This is a genomic window from Kitasatospora sp. NPDC059673 (assembly GCF_042734215.1).
Lineage (GTDB): Bacteria > Actinomycetota > Actinomycetes > Streptomycetales > Streptomycetaceae > Kitasatospora.
This window is the reverse complement of record NZ_JBHWEN010000008.1, coordinates 213280-228601: the sequence shown is the minus strand read 5'-3', so window position 1 is coordinate 228601 and position 15322 is coordinate 213280. Positions and strand designations below refer to the sequence as shown.

The 15322-nt window shown below is 69.8% G+C and carries 16 protein-coding genes; 5 read left to right on the top strand and 11 right to left on the bottom strand.

Going from position 1 to position 15322, the window contains the following annotated elements; all coding sequences use genetic code 11:
- The first annotated feature begins 51 nt into the window (after positions 1 to 51).
- The 3 genes from ACFV18_RS12855 to ACFV18_RS12845 all read left to right on the top strand — a co-directional run bounded on the left by ACFV18_RS12855 (position 52) and on the right by ACFV18_RS12845 (position 4686).
- On the top strand, positions 52 to 1356 hold the full coding sequence (locus ACFV18_RS12855) for a sugar transporter (protein WP_380482312.1): 1305 nt from the start codon (positions 52 to 54) through the stop codon (positions 1354 to 1356).
- A 178-nt stretch (positions 1357 to 1534) separates the two neighbouring features.
- Positions 1535 to 2593: an SIS domain-containing protein gene (locus ACFV18_RS12850; RefSeq protein WP_380482311.1), complete on the top strand. Its 1059-nt coding sequence runs from the start codon at positions 1535 to 1537 to the stop codon at positions 2591 to 2593.
- Positions 2594 to 3165: 572 nt separating this feature from the next.
- The gene (locus ACFV18_RS12845; protein WP_380482309.1) at positions 3166 to 4686 is read left to right on the top strand and encodes a sensor histidine kinase; all 1521 of its coding nucleotides are present in this window, start codon (positions 3166 to 3168) and stop codon (positions 4684 to 4686) included.
- Between the two features lie 333 nt (positions 4687 to 5019).
- On the opposite strand, the gene ACFV18_RS12840 is transcribed toward ACFV18_RS12845, so the two are convergent.
- Positions 5020 to 5271 carry a WhiB family transcriptional regulator gene (locus ACFV18_RS12840; RefSeq protein WP_014138019.1) on the bottom strand — a complete coding sequence of 84 codons (252 nt, stop codon included), beginning with the start codon at positions 5269 to 5271 and terminating at the stop codon, positions 5020 to 5022.
- A 341-nt stretch (positions 5272 to 5612) separates the two neighbouring features.
- Positions 5613 to 6584, bottom strand: coding sequence for a diacylglycerol/lipid kinase family protein (locus ACFV18_RS12835; protein ID WP_380482307.1), 972 nt, complete (start codon positions 6582 to 6584; stop codon positions 5613 to 5615).
- Between the two features lie 51 nt (positions 6585 to 6635).
- On the opposite strand from ACFV18_RS12835, the gene ACFV18_RS12830 reads away from it, so the two are divergent.
- Positions 6636 to 7055, top strand: coding sequence for a hypothetical protein (locus tag ACFV18_RS12830; RefSeq protein ID WP_380482305.1), 420 nt, complete (start codon positions 6636 to 6638; stop codon positions 7053 to 7055).
- Positions 7056 to 7128: 73 nt separating this feature from the next.
- Here the strand turns inward: ACFV18_RS12830 and ACFV18_RS12825 are convergent, their stop codons facing one another.
- The 4 genes from ACFV18_RS12825 to sodN all read right to left on the bottom strand — a co-directional run bounded on the left by ACFV18_RS12825 (position 7129) and on the right by sodN (position 9818).
- Complete coding sequence (locus ACFV18_RS12825) at positions 7129 to 8106, bottom strand: RNA polymerase sigma factor SigF (protein ID WP_380482304.1); 978 nt, start codon at positions 8104 to 8106, stop codon at positions 7129 to 7131.
- A 37-nt stretch (positions 8107 to 8143) separates the two neighbouring features.
- Positions 8144 to 8557 carry an anti-sigma regulatory factor gene (locus tag ACFV18_RS12820; protein WP_380370585.1) on the bottom strand — a complete coding sequence of 138 codons (414 nt, stop codon included), beginning with the start codon at positions 8555 to 8557 and terminating at the stop codon, positions 8144 to 8146.
- 172 nt (positions 8558 to 8729) lie between these two features.
- On the bottom strand, positions 8730 to 9209 hold the full coding sequence (locus ACFV18_RS12815) for a GNAT family N-acetyltransferase (protein ID WP_380482302.1): 480 nt from the start codon (positions 9207 to 9209) through the stop codon (positions 8730 to 8732).
- Positions 9210 to 9422: 213 nt separating this feature from the next.
- Positions 9423 to 9818: a superoxide dismutase, Ni gene (gene sodN / locus ACFV18_RS12810; RefSeq protein ID WP_043915979.1), complete on the bottom strand. Its 396-nt coding sequence runs from the start codon at positions 9816 to 9818 to the stop codon at positions 9423 to 9425.
- Positions 9819 to 9923: 105 nt separating this feature from the next.
- On the opposite strand from sodN, the gene sodX reads away from it, so the two are divergent.
- The gene (gene sodX, locus ACFV18_RS12805) at positions 9924 to 10331 is read left to right on the top strand and encodes a nickel-type superoxide dismutase maturation protease (RefSeq protein ID WP_380482300.1); all 408 of its coding nucleotides are present in this window, start codon (positions 9924 to 9926) and stop codon (positions 10329 to 10331) included.
- 7 nt (positions 10332 to 10338) lie between these two features.
- Here the strand turns inward: sodX and ACFV18_RS12800 are convergent, their stop codons facing one another.
- The 5 genes from ACFV18_RS12800 to ACFV18_RS12780 form a co-directional block, all read right to left on the bottom strand.
- On the bottom strand, positions 10339 to 10932 hold the full coding sequence (locus ACFV18_RS12800; RefSeq protein WP_380482298.1) for a CGNR zinc finger domain-containing protein: 594 nt from the start codon (positions 10930 to 10932) through the stop codon (positions 10339 to 10341).
- 399 nt (positions 10933 to 11331) lie between these two features.
- The gene (locus ACFV18_RS12795; protein ID WP_380482350.1) at positions 11332 to 12084 is read right to left on the bottom strand and encodes an amino acid ABC transporter ATP-binding protein; all 753 of its coding nucleotides are present in this window, start codon (positions 12082 to 12084) and stop codon (positions 11332 to 11334) included.
- 35 nt (positions 12085 to 12119) lie between these two features.
- Positions 12120 to 13094, bottom strand: coding sequence for an amino acid ABC transporter permease (locus ACFV18_RS12790; protein WP_380482296.1), 975 nt, complete (start codon positions 13092 to 13094; stop codon positions 12120 to 12122).
- Between the two features lie 35 nt (positions 13095 to 13129).
- Complete coding sequence (locus ACFV18_RS12785; protein ID WP_380482294.1) at positions 13130 to 14071, bottom strand: ABC transporter substrate-binding protein; 942 nt, start codon at positions 14069 to 14071, stop codon at positions 13130 to 13132.
- Positions 14072 to 14374: 303 nt separating this feature from the next.
- Positions 14375 to 15244: an ABC transporter substrate-binding protein gene (locus ACFV18_RS12780; RefSeq protein WP_380482292.1), complete on the bottom strand. Its 870-nt coding sequence runs from the start codon at positions 15242 to 15244 to the stop codon at positions 14375 to 14377.
- Positions 15245 to 15322 lie beyond the last annotated feature (78 nt).

Genomic DNA, 15322 nt, shown 5'->3' with positions numbered 1-15322 from the left:
TGGTCTGTACCACTTGCGCAGACCTCCCCGCACCCGATTCGGAGGATTTGCGTGAAGCGTCAGGTTCTGGCCGCGCTCGGCACCGCCGTTCTGCTGGCCACCGCCGTCGGCTGCTCGTCCGGCGGCAGCCCGGCCGGGTCGCCGGGCGCCGTCGACCCGAAGGACGCGACCGGCAGTGTCACGGTCTGGCTGATGGACGACGCCCAGAAGAGCTGGCCGGAACTGGTGCAGCAGGTCAACGACCAGTTCGCCGCGAAGTACCCCAAGGTGGAGCTGAAGCTCAGCTACCACACCTGGAAGGACAAGATCGCCGAGCTGGACGCCGCGATCGCCACCAACCAGGCGCCCGACGTGGTCGAACTCGGCAACACCGAGACCACCAAGTACATGGTCAACGGCGCACTGGCCGGGCTCGACCGGACCGGATTCGACAACTCCGACAACTGGATCAAGGGTCTCGCCGACACCTGTACGTACAACCAGAAGCTCTACTGCGTTCCCTATTACGCGGGCGCCCGGGTCGGCGTCTACAACGCGAAGATGTTCCAGGACGCCACCGGTTCCGCGGACCTTCCGCAGACCGAGGAGGAACTCACCGCCGCCCTCGACAAGGTGGCCCAGCGCAACAAGAACAATCCCGGGTTCTCCGCGCTCTACCTGCCCGGTCCGTACTGGTACGCCGCGATGTCCTACGTCACCGCGTACGGCGGCTCGATCGCCAAGTTCGACTCCAGCGGCGTCTGGCACGGCACCCTGCACGACCCCAAGGCGCAGGCGGGCCTCCAGCACTTCGTCAACCTGGTGAAGACGTACAACAAGGGCGATCTGAAGGTCAACGAGGCCAAGCAGGCCGGCGTGCTCGGCCACGAGAAGGCCGCGCTGATCTACGCCAACGGCTGGGAGCTGAGCGACGCGATCGCCCCGATCACCGGCACCCCGGCGCTCAAGAACTCGCTGAAGATCGTCACCATGCCCGGCCCGAACGGCAAGCCGCTGCCCTCCTTCATCGGCGGCTCCGATCTCGCCGTCACCGCGAAGTCGCAGAACGCCGCGATCGCCACCGACTGGGTGCGGATGTTCACCAGCACCAAGTCCGAGCAGGTGCTCGCCGACAAGGACACCCTGCCGAACAACCTGACCCAGCTGGCGCCGCTGAAGAACAAGCCCGCCACGGCCGCGGCCGCCAACGCCGTCCAGGACGCCTGGTTCACCCCGGCCGCCCCCGGCTGGGGCGCGGTCGAGAAGCAGAACGTCCTGGTGAACATGCTGGACGCGATCTTCAAGGGCAAGAGCGTCGAGGACGCCACCAAGGAAGCCGACGCGCAGATCGACCAGCTGATCAACAACCCGTCCTGATTCTCCTGGGCCGGACGCCGACGTACCGTCACGACGTGTGCTGCGGCGTCCGGTCCACGTAGGATCGGCCCAGCACAGTTCCACGCAGCGAGGGTGCGGACTCGCCGCCGTTCCAGAGGTCCCCGTCGGGCATCCCGCCCCACGGGGTAGAACCATCTCTCCACGGAGGCACACCCCGATGTCCGACCCGCAGACTGTTTCCGTACCCGGCAGGATCATGTCGGCGGAGATGGCCGAGCAGCCGGCCGTCCTGCAGCGCATCCTCGACGAGGGCGCGCCCGCGATCCGCGAGATCGCCAAGCAGATCGCAGCCCGCAACCCGCGGTTCGTCCTGCTCACCGCCCGCGGCACCTCCGACAATGCCGCGCTGTACGCCAAGTACCTGATCGAGGTGCTGCTCGGCAAGCCCGCCGGCCTCACCTCGATGTCCACCACCACCGCGTACGGCGCCAAGCCGGACCTCACCGACTGCCTGGTCATCACCGTCAGCCAGTCCGGCGGCTCGCCCGACCTGGTCGCCTCCACCAAGGCGGCCCGCGAGGCCGGCGCGATCACCCTGGCGGTCACCAACAACGCCGGCTCGCCGCTGGCCGAGGTCTCCGAGTTCCACATCGACGTGCTGGCCGGGCCGGAGAAGGCGCTGCCCGCCACCAAGACCTACACCGCCGAACTGCTCGCGCTGTACCTCTTCATCGAGGGCCTGCGCGGCAACGACGGCTCGGCTGCCAAGGTGCTGCCGGAGCTGGCCGCCGGGATCCTGGCCCGCCAGGGCGAGGTCAAGGCGCTCGCCGAGCGGTACCGGTTCGCCCAGCGCCTGGTCATCACCTCGCGCGGCTACGGCTACCCGACCGCCCGCGAGGCGGCGCTGAAGCTGATGGAGACCACCTACATCCCGGCCTCCCCGTTCTCCGGCGCCGACCTGCTGCACGGCCCGCTGGCCATGGTCGACAACGTCTCGCCGGTCATCGCGATCGTTCCCGACGGCCGCGGCGGCGAGGCTCTGCAGCCCGTCCTGGACCGCCTGCGCGGCCGGGGCGCCGACCTCGTCGTCATCGGCCAGCAGGACCAGGTCGACGCCGCGAGCGCCGGCTTCGCCCTGCCCCGCGGCGTGCCGGAGGAGGTCCAGCCGATCCTGGAGATCCTCCCGCTCCAGCTCCTCGCGTACGAGGTCACCATCGCCCGCGGCCAGGACCCGGACGCGCCCCGCGCTCTCGCGAAGGTCACCGAGACGCGCTGAGACCTGCTGCGCGAAGGCCGCCTCCACCGGACTGGTGGGGGCGGCCGGGCGCGAAAACAGGCGGGATGCACCACCAGGGGCGCGAAACCGGGGGCGGGGAGACGGCAGCGGGTGCGAAATCAGGGGCGCGGGGAACTGCGCGACAAGCGCACGCCACGTCCGCAAGGTCGCGATCAAGTGCAGGTCATTGTCCCGCGTCGCGACCTGGCTGGTGGGTGCCTTCCGCTTCGCGCAGTTCCTCGCGCCCCTGTTTTCGCGCCCCGCCTGCCTTCGCAGCAAACTTCCCGCCCGGAAAAAAACACTACGGGCCACGGCGCCGACACAGGACCCTCAACCTGTGCGGCACCGCAGCCCGGAGCTGTATGTCGGAGGCGGGGACCGTCCGAGAGTTGTGCGGGACCCTCGAACGACGCCTCCGACCGAGGAGGGGCCTCGCGCGGTCAGGGCAGTTGCGCGGGGGGCCTCTCCTTGGTGCACCCTCATTGTGGACTAGACCAATCTGCGTTGTCCAGAGCCCCGGTCCGATTGGTCTGGACAACGTGCCCCGGAGTGGTCGGAGATACCCTCACGGTGTGCCCTCGCTGAACGAACTCGTCCGCCGCCACACCACCCTCACCGGTGCCGACGTGGAGTGGCTGCATCTGCTGGTCTCGGAGTGGCAGCTGCTCTCCGACCTGTCCTTCGCCGACCTGGTGCTGTGGATCCCCACCTGGGACGGCATCCGCTACGTCTCGGTGGCCCAGATGCGGCCCAACACCGGCCCGACCTCGTACCAGGACGACATGGTCGGCCACCTGGTGCCCCGGGGCCGCCGGCCGTTGCTGGACGCGGCGTACGACGAGGGGCGGATCGTCCGGGAGGGCGACCCGGAGTGGCGGGAGGAGGTGCCGGTGCGGGTGGAGTCCATCCCGGTGCGACGGGACGGCAAGGTGCTGGGCGTGATCGCCCGGAACACCAACCTGCTGACGGTGCGGACCCCGAGCCGGCTGGAGCTGACCTACCTGCAGAGCGCCAGCGACCTCGCGCAGATGATCGCCGCCGGCACCTTCCCGTTCCCGGGCGCCGAGCAGGCCGACATGGACGCCGCGCCGCGGGTCGGCGACGGCCTGATCCGGCTGGACGCGGAGGGCGTGGTGACGTACGCCAGCCCGAACGCGCTGTCGGCGTACCACCGGCTGGGTCTGACCACCGACCTGGTGGGCAGCCATCTCGGCCAGGCCACCGCCGAGTTGGTGCCGCCGAGCCGCGGTGCGGTGCACGAGGCGATGGTGAAGATGGCCAGCGGCTGGGCGCCCCGGCAGACCGAGGTGGAGGCACAGGGCGGGGTGGTGACCCTGCGGACCATCCCGCTGAAACCCAAGGGGACGCCCACCGGTTCGCTGGTGCTCTGCCGCGACGTCACCGAACTCCGTCGCCGTGATCGCGAGTTGATGACCAAGGACGCCACCATCCGGGAGATCCACCACCGGGTGAAGAACAATCTGCAGACGGTCGCGGCGCTGCTGCGGCTGCAGTCCCGCCGGATGGACTCCGACGCCGGCCGGGCCGCGCTGGACGAGGCGGTGCGCCGGGTCGGCTCGATCGCCATCGTGCACGAGACGCTCTCGCAGGCGCTGGACGAGCAGGTGGCGTTCGACGAGATCGCCGACCGGGTGCTGGCGATGGTGATGGAGCTGTCCCAGGACGGCCGGGTGGCGACCCGCCGCAGCGGCTCGTTCGGCATCCTGTCGGCCGAGGTGGCCACTCCGCTCGCGATGATCCTCACCGAGCTGACGCAGAACGCGCTGGAGCACGCGTTCGGCCCGTCCGCCTCCGGGAAGGTGGAGGTGAGTGCGCTGCGCGGTCGCGCGCCGGTCGGCGGCAAGGGCTGGTCGGACAGCTGGAACAGCGGGGCGCGGCCGGAGGAGTACCTGCTGATCACGGTGCAGGACGACGGCCGCGGCATGCCCGAGGGCTTCGACCCGCAGCAGGCCGGCAACCTCGGCCTGCAGATCGTCCGCACCCTGGCCACCGGTGAACTCGGCGGCACCTTCGACATGGTGGCCGCGCCGGGCGGCGGCACCAAGGTGGTGCTGGAGATCCCGGTCCGCTGATCGGGGAAGCCGGGGCGACGAAAGCGCAGGGCAACAGAAACGAGGCCCTGCCGACCGGGGGGGGTGGGTCGGCAGGGCCTCTCAACCCGGTCCGGCCGTCGGGGGGAGTCGGCCGGAACGGGGGCTCTGGAGTGGCGCGACGTTCGCCTCGTGTGTTGCACACGGTGAGCGCCGCAGGTCCACGATATTGCTCTAAGTGAACAGTATCAAGTGCCTGGGCGGCTCGCGTCGTCGGCCCCGCAGTTGGAGCGGGGCCCGTGCGGGAAGGCTCGGCCGGCCGAATGCGACCGAACCCTTGATCGTGGGTTGATCCGTACTGCTTCTGATGCCGCGTCAGGCGGTGCGGGCGCGGTTGCGGGCGGCGCGGCGCTTCATCGCACGACGCTCGTCCTCGCTCATGCCGCCCCAGACGCCGGCGTCCTGACCGGTCTCGAGCGCCCACTGCAGGCACTGCTCCATGACGGGGCAACGGCGGCACACGGCCTTGGCTTCCTCGATCTGCAGCAGAGCAGGACCGGTGTTCCCGATCGGGAAGAACAGCTCCGGGTCCTCTTCGCGGCAGACAGCGCGGTGGCGCCAGTCCATGGTCGTCCAACTCCTCCGGTCACGGGCGGTGGCCCGCGACTCACTCGTATGGCTTGTGAATGTGAACGCTTTCACGAATCCCGTAACAGCAAAAGGGACCAAAGGCCCACCGGGCCCGGGAGGTCTTTGCTGAGAGGGGTTCGGCGATTCGAGGGACTCTGCCGCGATGTCGTCTGCGGTGTGTCCCGATCGCCATGTAGAGGTTCGCAAACCTCGAAGCCGGATACAACCCCCTTCGGCAAGAAATTTTTGATTCTTCGGTGTCGCCTACCTCACAGGCAGTACTTCTATGGGGTGAAGGGGCTCGCACGTTCGAGTGCAAGGTGAAGACCCCCTTCTGGTCACACAATCACACGCAGTGCCCGTCGTACGCCTGTGAAACTGACGCGACTCCTGTCCCCAAGGTGGTCCCCGTCGACCTGAAACGGGGCCGGTTCCTGTGAAACCAAGGTGAAGTGTCTGACGTCGTGATAGGAGACGAGATGCTTTCCGGACGGGTCGGCAGGGCGTGCGCCATCCTTTGCCGAGGGCTGCGGGCGCAGGATCTGACGGACCGTCCGGGCGGTGCCGAACGCCGTCATTCGAGTGATGCCGAAGATGTCCAGATCGGTTTCGAACGATGCCGAGGGGGACGGAAAGACCGGACGGGAGCCCAGGAAGGTCCACGGAGAGGTGTTGGAGACTATGGCCAGCACCATGCCCGACACCGGTTCCCGGCCGTTGATCTCCAGGGAGATCGGGCCCGAACGACGGTGTTCACGCTCGGTCACGTAGTGCCGCAGCGCCTCCATGACATAGAGCGCGTGGGTGGATTTGCGCCCCGCCCGGCGCTGGCGCTCCACCCGGCCGACCACGCCCGCGTCGAACCCCAGCCCGGCGGTGAAGGTGAACCAGCGGTCCGGCTCGCCGGCGCTCAGCGCCTTGCCCAGACCGATCGCGCGCTCCCGCCGGTGCTCCAACGCGTCCAGGAGTGCGCCGGTGGCCTCCACCGGATCGTTCGGGAGCCCCAGCGCGCGGGCGAACACATTGGTCGACCCGCCCGGCACCACCGCCAGCCGCGGCACCCGCTCGCCCGGACCGTGCGCCAGCAGGCCGTTCACGACCTCGTTCACGGTGCCGTCGCCGCCCAGCGCCACCACCAGGTCCACCGTGCCGTCCTCGGCCGCCCGCCGGGCCAGATCGCCCGCGTGCCCCCGGTACTGGGTCTCCGCGACATCCAGCTTCAGATCGCTGCGCAGAGCATGGATCAGGACGTCCCGGGTCCGGCCACTGGTGGTGGTCGCCTTCGGGTTCACGACCAGGAGAGCGCGCATGACGATCAGCCTACGACCCGCCCGAGGTAAGACGACCGTTACCCTGGCCAGGTGACCGCTGAAACCGCTCCCGCCACCACCACCGCACCCGACCGGCCCGTCCTGCTGCTCGTCGGCGCGGGCATCACCGCGCTGGAGGGCGCGGCGATGGCGGGTTGGGGAATCTACGACCTGATCTCCGGCTTCTCCGGCAGCGACGCCGCCTTCGGCCGCACCGAGATGGGCGGCGCCGTGCTGCTGCTGATGGGCCTGCTGCCGCTGCTGGCCGGCCGCGCGCTGCTGCACGGGCAGAAGTGGGGCCGCAGCCCCGCTGTGCTCACCAACTCGATCTGCCTGCCGGTCGCTTACTACATGTGGCAGTCCGGCGGCGGCATGATCGCCGTCGGCGCCGCGATCGCCGTGCTCGGCCTGGCCGGCATCGTCTCGCTGCTCAACCCGCGGGTCACCGCGGTGCTCTACGGCGAGCAGTAGCCGCCCGGTACGTACGGCCGCAGGGCCCGCCCCCGGGTTCGGGGACGGGCCCTGCGGCGCGTGCGGGAGGTGATCACTCCTCGACCAGCAGCTTCTCGCGCAACTGCGCCAGGGTGCGGGCCAGCAGCCGGGAGACGTGCATCTGGGAGATGCCGACCTCGGCCGCGATCTGCGATTGGGTCATGTTCCGGAAGAACCGCAGCACCAGGATCTTCTGCTCCCGGGGCGGGAGTTGGGCCAGCAGCGGCTTCAGCGACTCGCGGTACTCGACGCCCTCCAGCGCCTCGTCGGTGGCGCCCAGGGTGTCCGCCACGGCCGGCGACTCGTCGTCGCTGTCCGGCACGTCCAGGGACAGCGTGGAGTACGCGTTGGCGGACTCCAGGCCCTCCAGCACGTCCTCCTCGGAGATGCCCAGGTGCTCGGCCAGCTCGTGCACCGTGGGGGAGCGGCCGTGCCGCTGGGACAGCTCGCTGGTCGCCGTGGTCAGCGACAGCCGCAGCTCCTGGAGCCGGCGCGGCACCCGCACCGCCCAGCCCTTGTCGCGGAAGTGGCGCTTGATCTCGCCGACGATGGTGGGCGTCGCGTAGGTGGAGAACTCCACCCCGCGCTCGTGGTCGAACCGGTCCACCGACTTGATCAGGCCGATGGTGGCGACCTGGGTCAGGTCGTCCAGCGGCTCACCGCGATTGCGGAACCGGCGGGCCAGGTGCTCGACCAGCGGGATGTGCATCCGGACCAGCTGGTTGCGGATCTCCACCCGCTCCGGCGATCCCTCCGGCAGCTCGGACAGCCGCACGAACAGGGCCCGGGCCGCCTCGCGGTCGGGCGCGCCGCTGCGGTGCCCCTGCGCCGGGACGGTCGAGCGGACGGCCTCGGCGGCGGCCGCCGGGCCGCCCTCCTCCTCGGGCTCGGCCGCGGGCCGCTCGGGCTTCGGGTCGGTCGGCTGGCTCATCCGGCTGGGGTCCTTCGGGAGGGCTTCGTCAGGGGAGGCGGTGCGGGCAACGCTTGCCTGCGGAGGTACGACGGCAACTGTGCGGTTCAGATCACTCACGGCGATCACCCGTTCCGTTCCGAGAACACGTCACTACCTACGGCTGGCCCGGCGACCCGCCGCGCTTCTTGTGCAGGCTGATGGAGACGGTGTTGTCCGCGGCCACCGCGGAGTCCACCTCGCCGGCCAGCGCCGAGAGCACCGTCCAGGCGAAGGTGTCCCGCTCCGGGGCGCGGCCGTCGGTGGTCGGTGCGGACACGGTGACCCGCAGCGCATCGCCGACCAGACGGAACTCGCAGCTCAGGATCGAGCCCGGAACGGCCTGTTGGAGCAGGATCGCGCACGCCTCGTCCACCGCGATGCGAAGATCCTCGATCTCGTCCAAGGTGAAGTCCAGCCGTGCCGCGAGGCCGGCCGTGGCCGTCCGCAGCACCGAGAGGTAGGCGCCCGCCGCGGGCAGGCGGACCTCAACGAAGTCCTTCACTCCGGGCTCGCCGTCGATCTGGGACACCCTCACCTCCTGGGTGACGCTCGGTGCTTGGGGGTCCGGAGGCCCCGGCACCACCACTGGCATCGGTTCAACTGCCTTGTGCCCCGAGACGTTACCGCGCCCGGGGCCGGTCTGTCGTGATCTCCGTCCACCGTCACGGGAACGAGGGACCGGTGTTCGAAACGGTCTGCGCTCAGCGGGGCGTGGAGCCGAGCTCGGTGAGCGCGTCGTCGGTGAGCCGGAAGACCGTCCACTCGTCCATCGGGACCGCGCCCAGCGACTTGTAGAAGCCGATCGACGGCTCGTTCCAGTCCAGCACCGACCACTCCATCCGGTGGTAGCCGCGCTCCACGCAGATCCGGGCCAACTCGGTGAGCAGCGCCTTGCCGTGGCCCCCACCGCGCTTGTCGGGGGAGACGTACAGATCTTCCAGATAAATGCCATGAGTGCCGCGCCAGGTCGAGAAGTTGCGGAACCACAGCGCGAAACCGGCCGGCACGCCCGACTCGTCCTCGGCGATCAGGCCGAACAGCGCCGGGTGCTCGCCGAACAGCGCGTCGTGCAACTGCTCCTCGGTGGCCCGGGCCTCGTGCAGGGCCTTCTCGTAGTCGGCGAGCTCGCGGATCATTGCGTGGATGACGGGGACGTCGGCGGGAGTCGCGGTGCGGATCATACGATCGAGCGTACTCACCTCCCCCCTCCTTCCGGAAAGCCCCATCCGCCGGGAAATTGCTGTATGCCCGGGAGAAACCCGGGAAAACCCGGGCCGGACGGCCTCCGGCAGGGGTGCGGAAACCCCGAAACCCCGGAACGCCGGAACCCGGCCGCCGGGGCCCCGGGGAGGGGCGGTGGCGGCCGGGTTCCGGCAGAAGCAACTGACGTGCCGTCAGGCCTTCTTGGTCTCCCAGAAGATCGCGTCGATCTCGGCGATCAGGTCCAGCAGGGCCTGGCCGGTGGCCGGGTCGGTGGACGCCTTGGCGGCCGAAGCGGCCTTGCCGGCACGGTTGAACAGGTCGTGCAGGCCCGGGTAGGCCTCGAAGTGCGGGGCCTTGAAGTAGTCGGTGTGCAGCACCGAGAGGTGGTGCTTGACCAGCTCGGCGCGCTCCTCCTTGATGACGATCGCACGCGCACGGAAGTGCGGGTCCTCGTTGGCCTGGTACTTCTCCTGAGTGGCCTTCACGGACTCGGCCTCGATGCGGGCCTGGGCGGGGTCGTACACGCCGCAGGGCAGGTCGCAGTGCGCGTGGGCGGTGACCCGCGGAGCAAACAGACGAGAGAACATGGGGGTCCTTCCTTAGATCGTCTTCCCGGGCCCGACATTACCCTCACGGCGAGCCGAATTCGCCGTCGCCCCGGGGGCCTAGGGCAAAAGAAGGAGTAAGAAATCGTGCGATATGGGACACCGTTCGGCGTGGCCGACATCGCCGGACCGTCGATGCGGCGGCTGCTGTCCGACGGCGACCGGGTGCTGGTGCGCTACGGCGCGCCACTGCGGCCGGGCGCGATCGCGCTGTTCCGGCATCCGCTGCAACAGAACCTGCTGGTGGTGAAGCGGGCGGTGGGCCGCCGGCCGGGCGGCTGGTGGATGCTCTCCGACAACCCGCTGGTGCGCACCGACAGCCGCGAATACGGCGCGGTGCCGGACGAGTTGGTGCTCGGCCGGGTGCTGCTGCGACTGGCGCCCCGGCCCGCCTGGCTGGCACCTGGACGCGGCCTGGAGCGCGCGCTGCGCGGCCGCCCGGCGTGGCTGGCCGAGCGGCTGGGCGTCAGCGCGCCCCTGGAGACGGAGCTCTGACGGCGGCTCAGTCGGAGGTGGCCGCCAGCGCGCGCTGCGCCTCCTGGCGCTTGCGGGCCCGGTAGGCGGCCACGTTGGCGCGGGTGGCGCAGCGGTCCGAGCAGTAGCGGCGGGAGCGGTTGGTGGAGGTGTCCAGGTAGGCGTTGCGGCAGGGCGAGGCCTGACAGATGCCGAGCCGGTCGACCCCGAGTTCGGTGAGCTGGATGGCCAGCCCCATGCAGGCGACGGCGGCGTAGTTGGCGGCCGCGGTGGGCGCGTTGTCGGCCAGGTGCAGATGCCAGTTGGGGCGGCCGGTGTCGTCCAGGTCGTCGTGGCCGGAGACCAGCGGGCTGACGGGGTACTCCACCATCAGGCTGTTCAGCAGGTCGACGGCGCGGACGTCCTCGCCCTCGGCGGCGGCCTCGAAGACGCCGCGCAGCCGGGTGCGGACGGCGCGCAGCCGGGGCAGGTCGGACTCGTCCGCGAGCGCGGAGGCCCGGGCGGAGGTGGTGCCGAACAGGGCCCGGACGGCGTCCACCGAAGTGAGGGCGTCGGTGCCGCGGTCCGGCTCCTCGCTGTTGACCAGCCGAACGGCGAAGTCGGCGTACGAGGCGAGATCCACGGGGGTCCTTCCGGGCGGGGTGTAACGGGCTCAAGGACTCCAGGGTATTACAGAGACTGGCGCGAGCGAGTGGGCGCGAGAGCTGGCGGGCGCGAAAACAGGGGCGCGGGGAGACTTGCGCGAACGGTGGGTGCGAAACAGGGGCGCGGGGAGACTTGCGCGAACGGTGGGTGCGAAACAGGGGCGCGGGGAACTGCGCGCAGCGGAAGGCACCCAACCGCAAGATCGCGACGCAGGACGATGACCTGCTCCTGCATCGCGACCTTGCGGACGTGCGCTCCTTGCTCGCGCAGTTCCCCGCGCCCCTGGTGGTGCAGCCCACCGCTCGCGCGTTTTCCCCGCGCCCCTGGTGGTGCTCTCCCTGGTGGTGCAGCCCCTGGTTTCGCTCCCGCTCGCGGGTCAGAGCACCTTGGACAGGAACGCCCGGGTGCGCTCGTGCTGCGGGTTGGTGAGTACCTCGCGCGGGTGGCCGGACTCGACCACCACGCCGCCGTCCATGAACACCAGGGCGTCGCCGACCTCGCGGGCGAAGCCCATCTCGTGGGTGACCACGATCATCGTCATGCCTTCCTCGGCCAGGCCGCGCATGACGTCCAGCACCTCGCCGACCAGTTCGGGGTCGAGCGCCGAGGTGGGCTCGTCGAACAGCATCAGCTTGGGCTGCATGGCCAGTGCCCGGGCGATCGCGACCCGCTGCTGCTGGCCGCCGGAGAGCTGGGTGGGGTAGTTGCCGGCCTTGTTGGCCAGCCCGACCCGCTCCAGCAGGACCATCGCCCGTTCCTTGGCGGCCGCCCGGTTCTCCTTCTTGACCTGCACCGGCGCCTCTATGACGTTCTCCAGCGCGGTCATGTGCGGGAACAGGTTGAACCGCTGGAACACCATGCCGATGTCCTGGCGCTTCAGCGCGACCTCGCGGTCCTTCAGTTCGTACAGCCGGTCGCCGCGCTGCCGGTAGCCGACCAGTTCGCCGTCGACGTACAGCCGGCCGGCGTTGATCTGCTCCAGGTGGTTGATGCAGCGCAGGAAGGTGGACTTGCCGGAGCCGGACGGGCCGACCAGGCAGAACACCTCGTTCTGCTTGACCTCCAGGTCGATGCCCTTGAGCACCTCGATCTGGCCGTACGACTTGTGCACGCCTTCGGCCTTGACCATCGGCTGGTCGATGGTCTGCGGCTTGGTCAGGTCGGTCATGCGTGGCTCCCTCCGCCCGGCACCTCGGCGTCCGCGGGGGCGGCCTTCGGCGCGGACTTGCCCGCGAACAGGGCCTGCAGGCGCTGGATCGGGGTGGGCGGCAGTGTCCGGTTGGCGCCCCGGGCGTAGTGCCGCTCGATGTAGTACTGGATGACCGTCAGGATCGAGGTCATCAGCAAGTAGTACATGGAGACGGCGATCAGCACCGGGATGGTCTGGAAGGTGCGGGCGTAGATGTCGTGGCCGGCGGTGAACAGCTCGACCAGCGCGATCACCTGGACCAGCGAGGTGGTCTTCAGCATCGAGATGGTCTCGTTGCCGGTCGGCGGGATGATCACCCGCATCGCCTGCGGCAGCACGATCCGGCGCATGGTGGCGACCTTGGACATGCCGAGCGCGTGCGCCGCCTCGGTCTGCCCCTCGTCCACCGACTGGATGCCGGCCCGGACGATCTCCGCCATGTACGCGGCCTCGTTCAGGCCGAGGCCGAGCAGGGCGGCGGTGAACACCGGGATCAGGGTGTTCGAGCTCTCGGACCAGAACGACGGGCCGAACGGGATGCCGATCGACAGGGTCGGCCAGAGCGCGCCGATGCTGTTCCAGAACACCAGCTGCACGAGCACCGGGGTGCCGCGGAAGATCCAGATGTACACCCAGGCGGTTCCGGAGAGCACCGGGTTCGAGGAGAGCCGCATGACGGCCAGCAGCACGCCGCCGACCACGCCCATCAGCATGGACAGGACGGTCAGCTCCAGGGTCACCCAGATGCCGTGGACGACGGTGGGATCAGTGAGGGTGGCGCGGACGATGTCCCACTTGATCGCCTCGTTGGTGAGCAGGGCGTGGAGCAGCATGGCCGCGAGAACGGCGATGACGGCTACTCCGACCCAGCGTCCGGGGTGGCGGACCGGGACGGCCTTGATGGCCTGGTGCTGTCCCGATGTCACCGACCCCTGGTCGGTCTTGTTCACGTGATACCTCGTCAGGGGTTCGGGCGGGCGGAGGGTCAGCTCTTGGCGGCGTTGATCTCGGAGGTGGTGACGGCGCCGGCGGCGACGCCCCACTTGTCGAGGACGGCCTTGTAGGTACCGTCGGCGATCAGCGCGGTGATCGCGCCCTGGACAGCCTTGGTCAGCTCGCTGCCCTTGTTGACGATCACGCCGTACGGGGCGGAGTCGTAGGTGTCGCCGACCTTCTCCAGCTGGCCGCCGGTCTGCTTCAGCGCGTAGTCGACGACCGGGGAGTCGGCCAGCATGACCTGGTCGCGGCCGGCCATCAGGGCCTGGGTGACGTCCGTCTGGAGGACGAACTTGTCGCCGTCGTTCGGGATGGCGGGCTTGCCGGCCTTGGCACAGTCCGGGTTCAGGGTGTCCTTGACCTCGTCGGCCTGGGTGGTGCCGGTCTGCACCGCGACCTTCTTGCCGCACAGGTCCTTCGGGTCGATCTTGTTCGGGTTGCCCTTCTTCACGGCGGCGGCCGAGCCGGCGGTGAAGTAGGTGACCATGTCGACGGTCTTCTCGCGCTCCTTCGTGTCGGTGAAGGAGCTCATGCCGAGCTGGTACTTGTTCGAGGAGATGCCCGGGATGATCGCGGTGAACTCGGCGTTCTGGACGTCCGCGGTCAGGCCGAGCTTCTGGGCGATGGCGACCGCGAGGTCGATGTCCATGCCGACGATGTTGCCCTTGTCGTCCTTGAACTCGTTGGGCGCGTAGGAGGCGTCCGCGGCGACCACGAGCTTGCCGGAGGCCTTGACCTCGGCCGGGAGGAGGGCGGCCAGCGCCGGGTCGGCGGAGGCTGCCGGGATGACCTGGGCCGGTATGGCCGCGGGGCCGGCGGCGCCGCCGGAGCCGGAGTCGCTGGTGGCGCTGCCGCAGGCGGTCAGGAGAAGGGAACCGGTCGCGAGGACGGCGGCCGCGGCGATCAGCCGGGTGCGCGGGGTACGGGTCATGAGGGGGATCCTCCTGGGGAGTCGGACGGGGTCTGCGCCGCCTGGGGGGATGCGGTGCGGGTACAGCGGGGTCAGTGCTCGCCACCCTCCGCCGAGGTGACACGTGGATCCGATGTGTGGGGAATCCTGCCACCGTGAAGGCCTGATCAGGCCCCGGATCAGATCAAAATCGGATAACAGGACCACCATGTGTCCGCTATTCGGACTATTCGCCTGGCCATGTCACATTGTGCATAAGTATGCACCTGGGAGCCAGCGGGGCCCAGGACCGCCACCGGCCCGGGCCCCGTCCCACCCGCGGCCCTAGAAGCCGCCGTTCACCACCGCGTTCTGCGCCGCTCCCGCGGCCAGACCCCACTTCGCCAGGATCTTCTCGTACTCACCACTGCGGATCACCCGATCGAGTGCCTTCGCCAGGGTGTCCCGCAGCACGGTGTCCTCCTTGGACAGCACGATCCCGTACGGCCCCGGTTGCATCTGCTCGCCCGCGACCTGGAACTGCGCGCCCCCGCGCCCCTTCTGCGCCGCGTACGCCGCCGCCGGGGTGTCGCTCAGGTCGGCGGCCGCCTTGCCCTGCGCCACCAGCGCCAGCGCCTGGTCGTCGGTGTCGGTCTGCTGCACCGTCAGCTTCTTGCGCGACTTCTCGCACACCGTGACCTGACGCTCGGCCAGCACCGCCTGCACGGTGCCGCGCTGGAGCGCCACCGTCCGCCCGCACAGGTCGTCCAGCGTGGCGATCTTCTGCGGGTTGCCCTTGGCCACCACGATCGAGGTGCCGGTGACGAAGTAGTCCACGAAGTCCACGCCGGAGTTCATCTTCATGCCCTTGGCGTCGGTGCCGTCCCGGCGCTGCAGGTTGTCCGTCACGCCCGACATCACCACGTCGAACTCGCGGCCCTGCAGGCCCAGGAACAGGCGCTCGAACGGCACCTGGTCGAACTCCACCCGCACGCCCAGGACCCGGCCCAGCGCGTTCGCCAGGTCCACGTCCAGACCGTCCGGCTGGCCCTCGGCGTTCTTGAACCCGATCGGCGCGTAGCCCAGGTCGGTGCCGACCCGCAGCACCCCCGCACTGCGTACCGGGTCGGGCAGCTGCCCGTGCAGATCCGGGGCCGCCGAACCCCCGGAGGAGGACGTGCTGCTGCAGGCCGCCAGCAGCAGGGAACCGGCCACTGCGACGAGGCCGAGGCGCTGTCTTGTGTCCCGTCTGGCGTTCTGTCTCGCGGCGGGAGCGGAGGGGTTGGTGGCGAG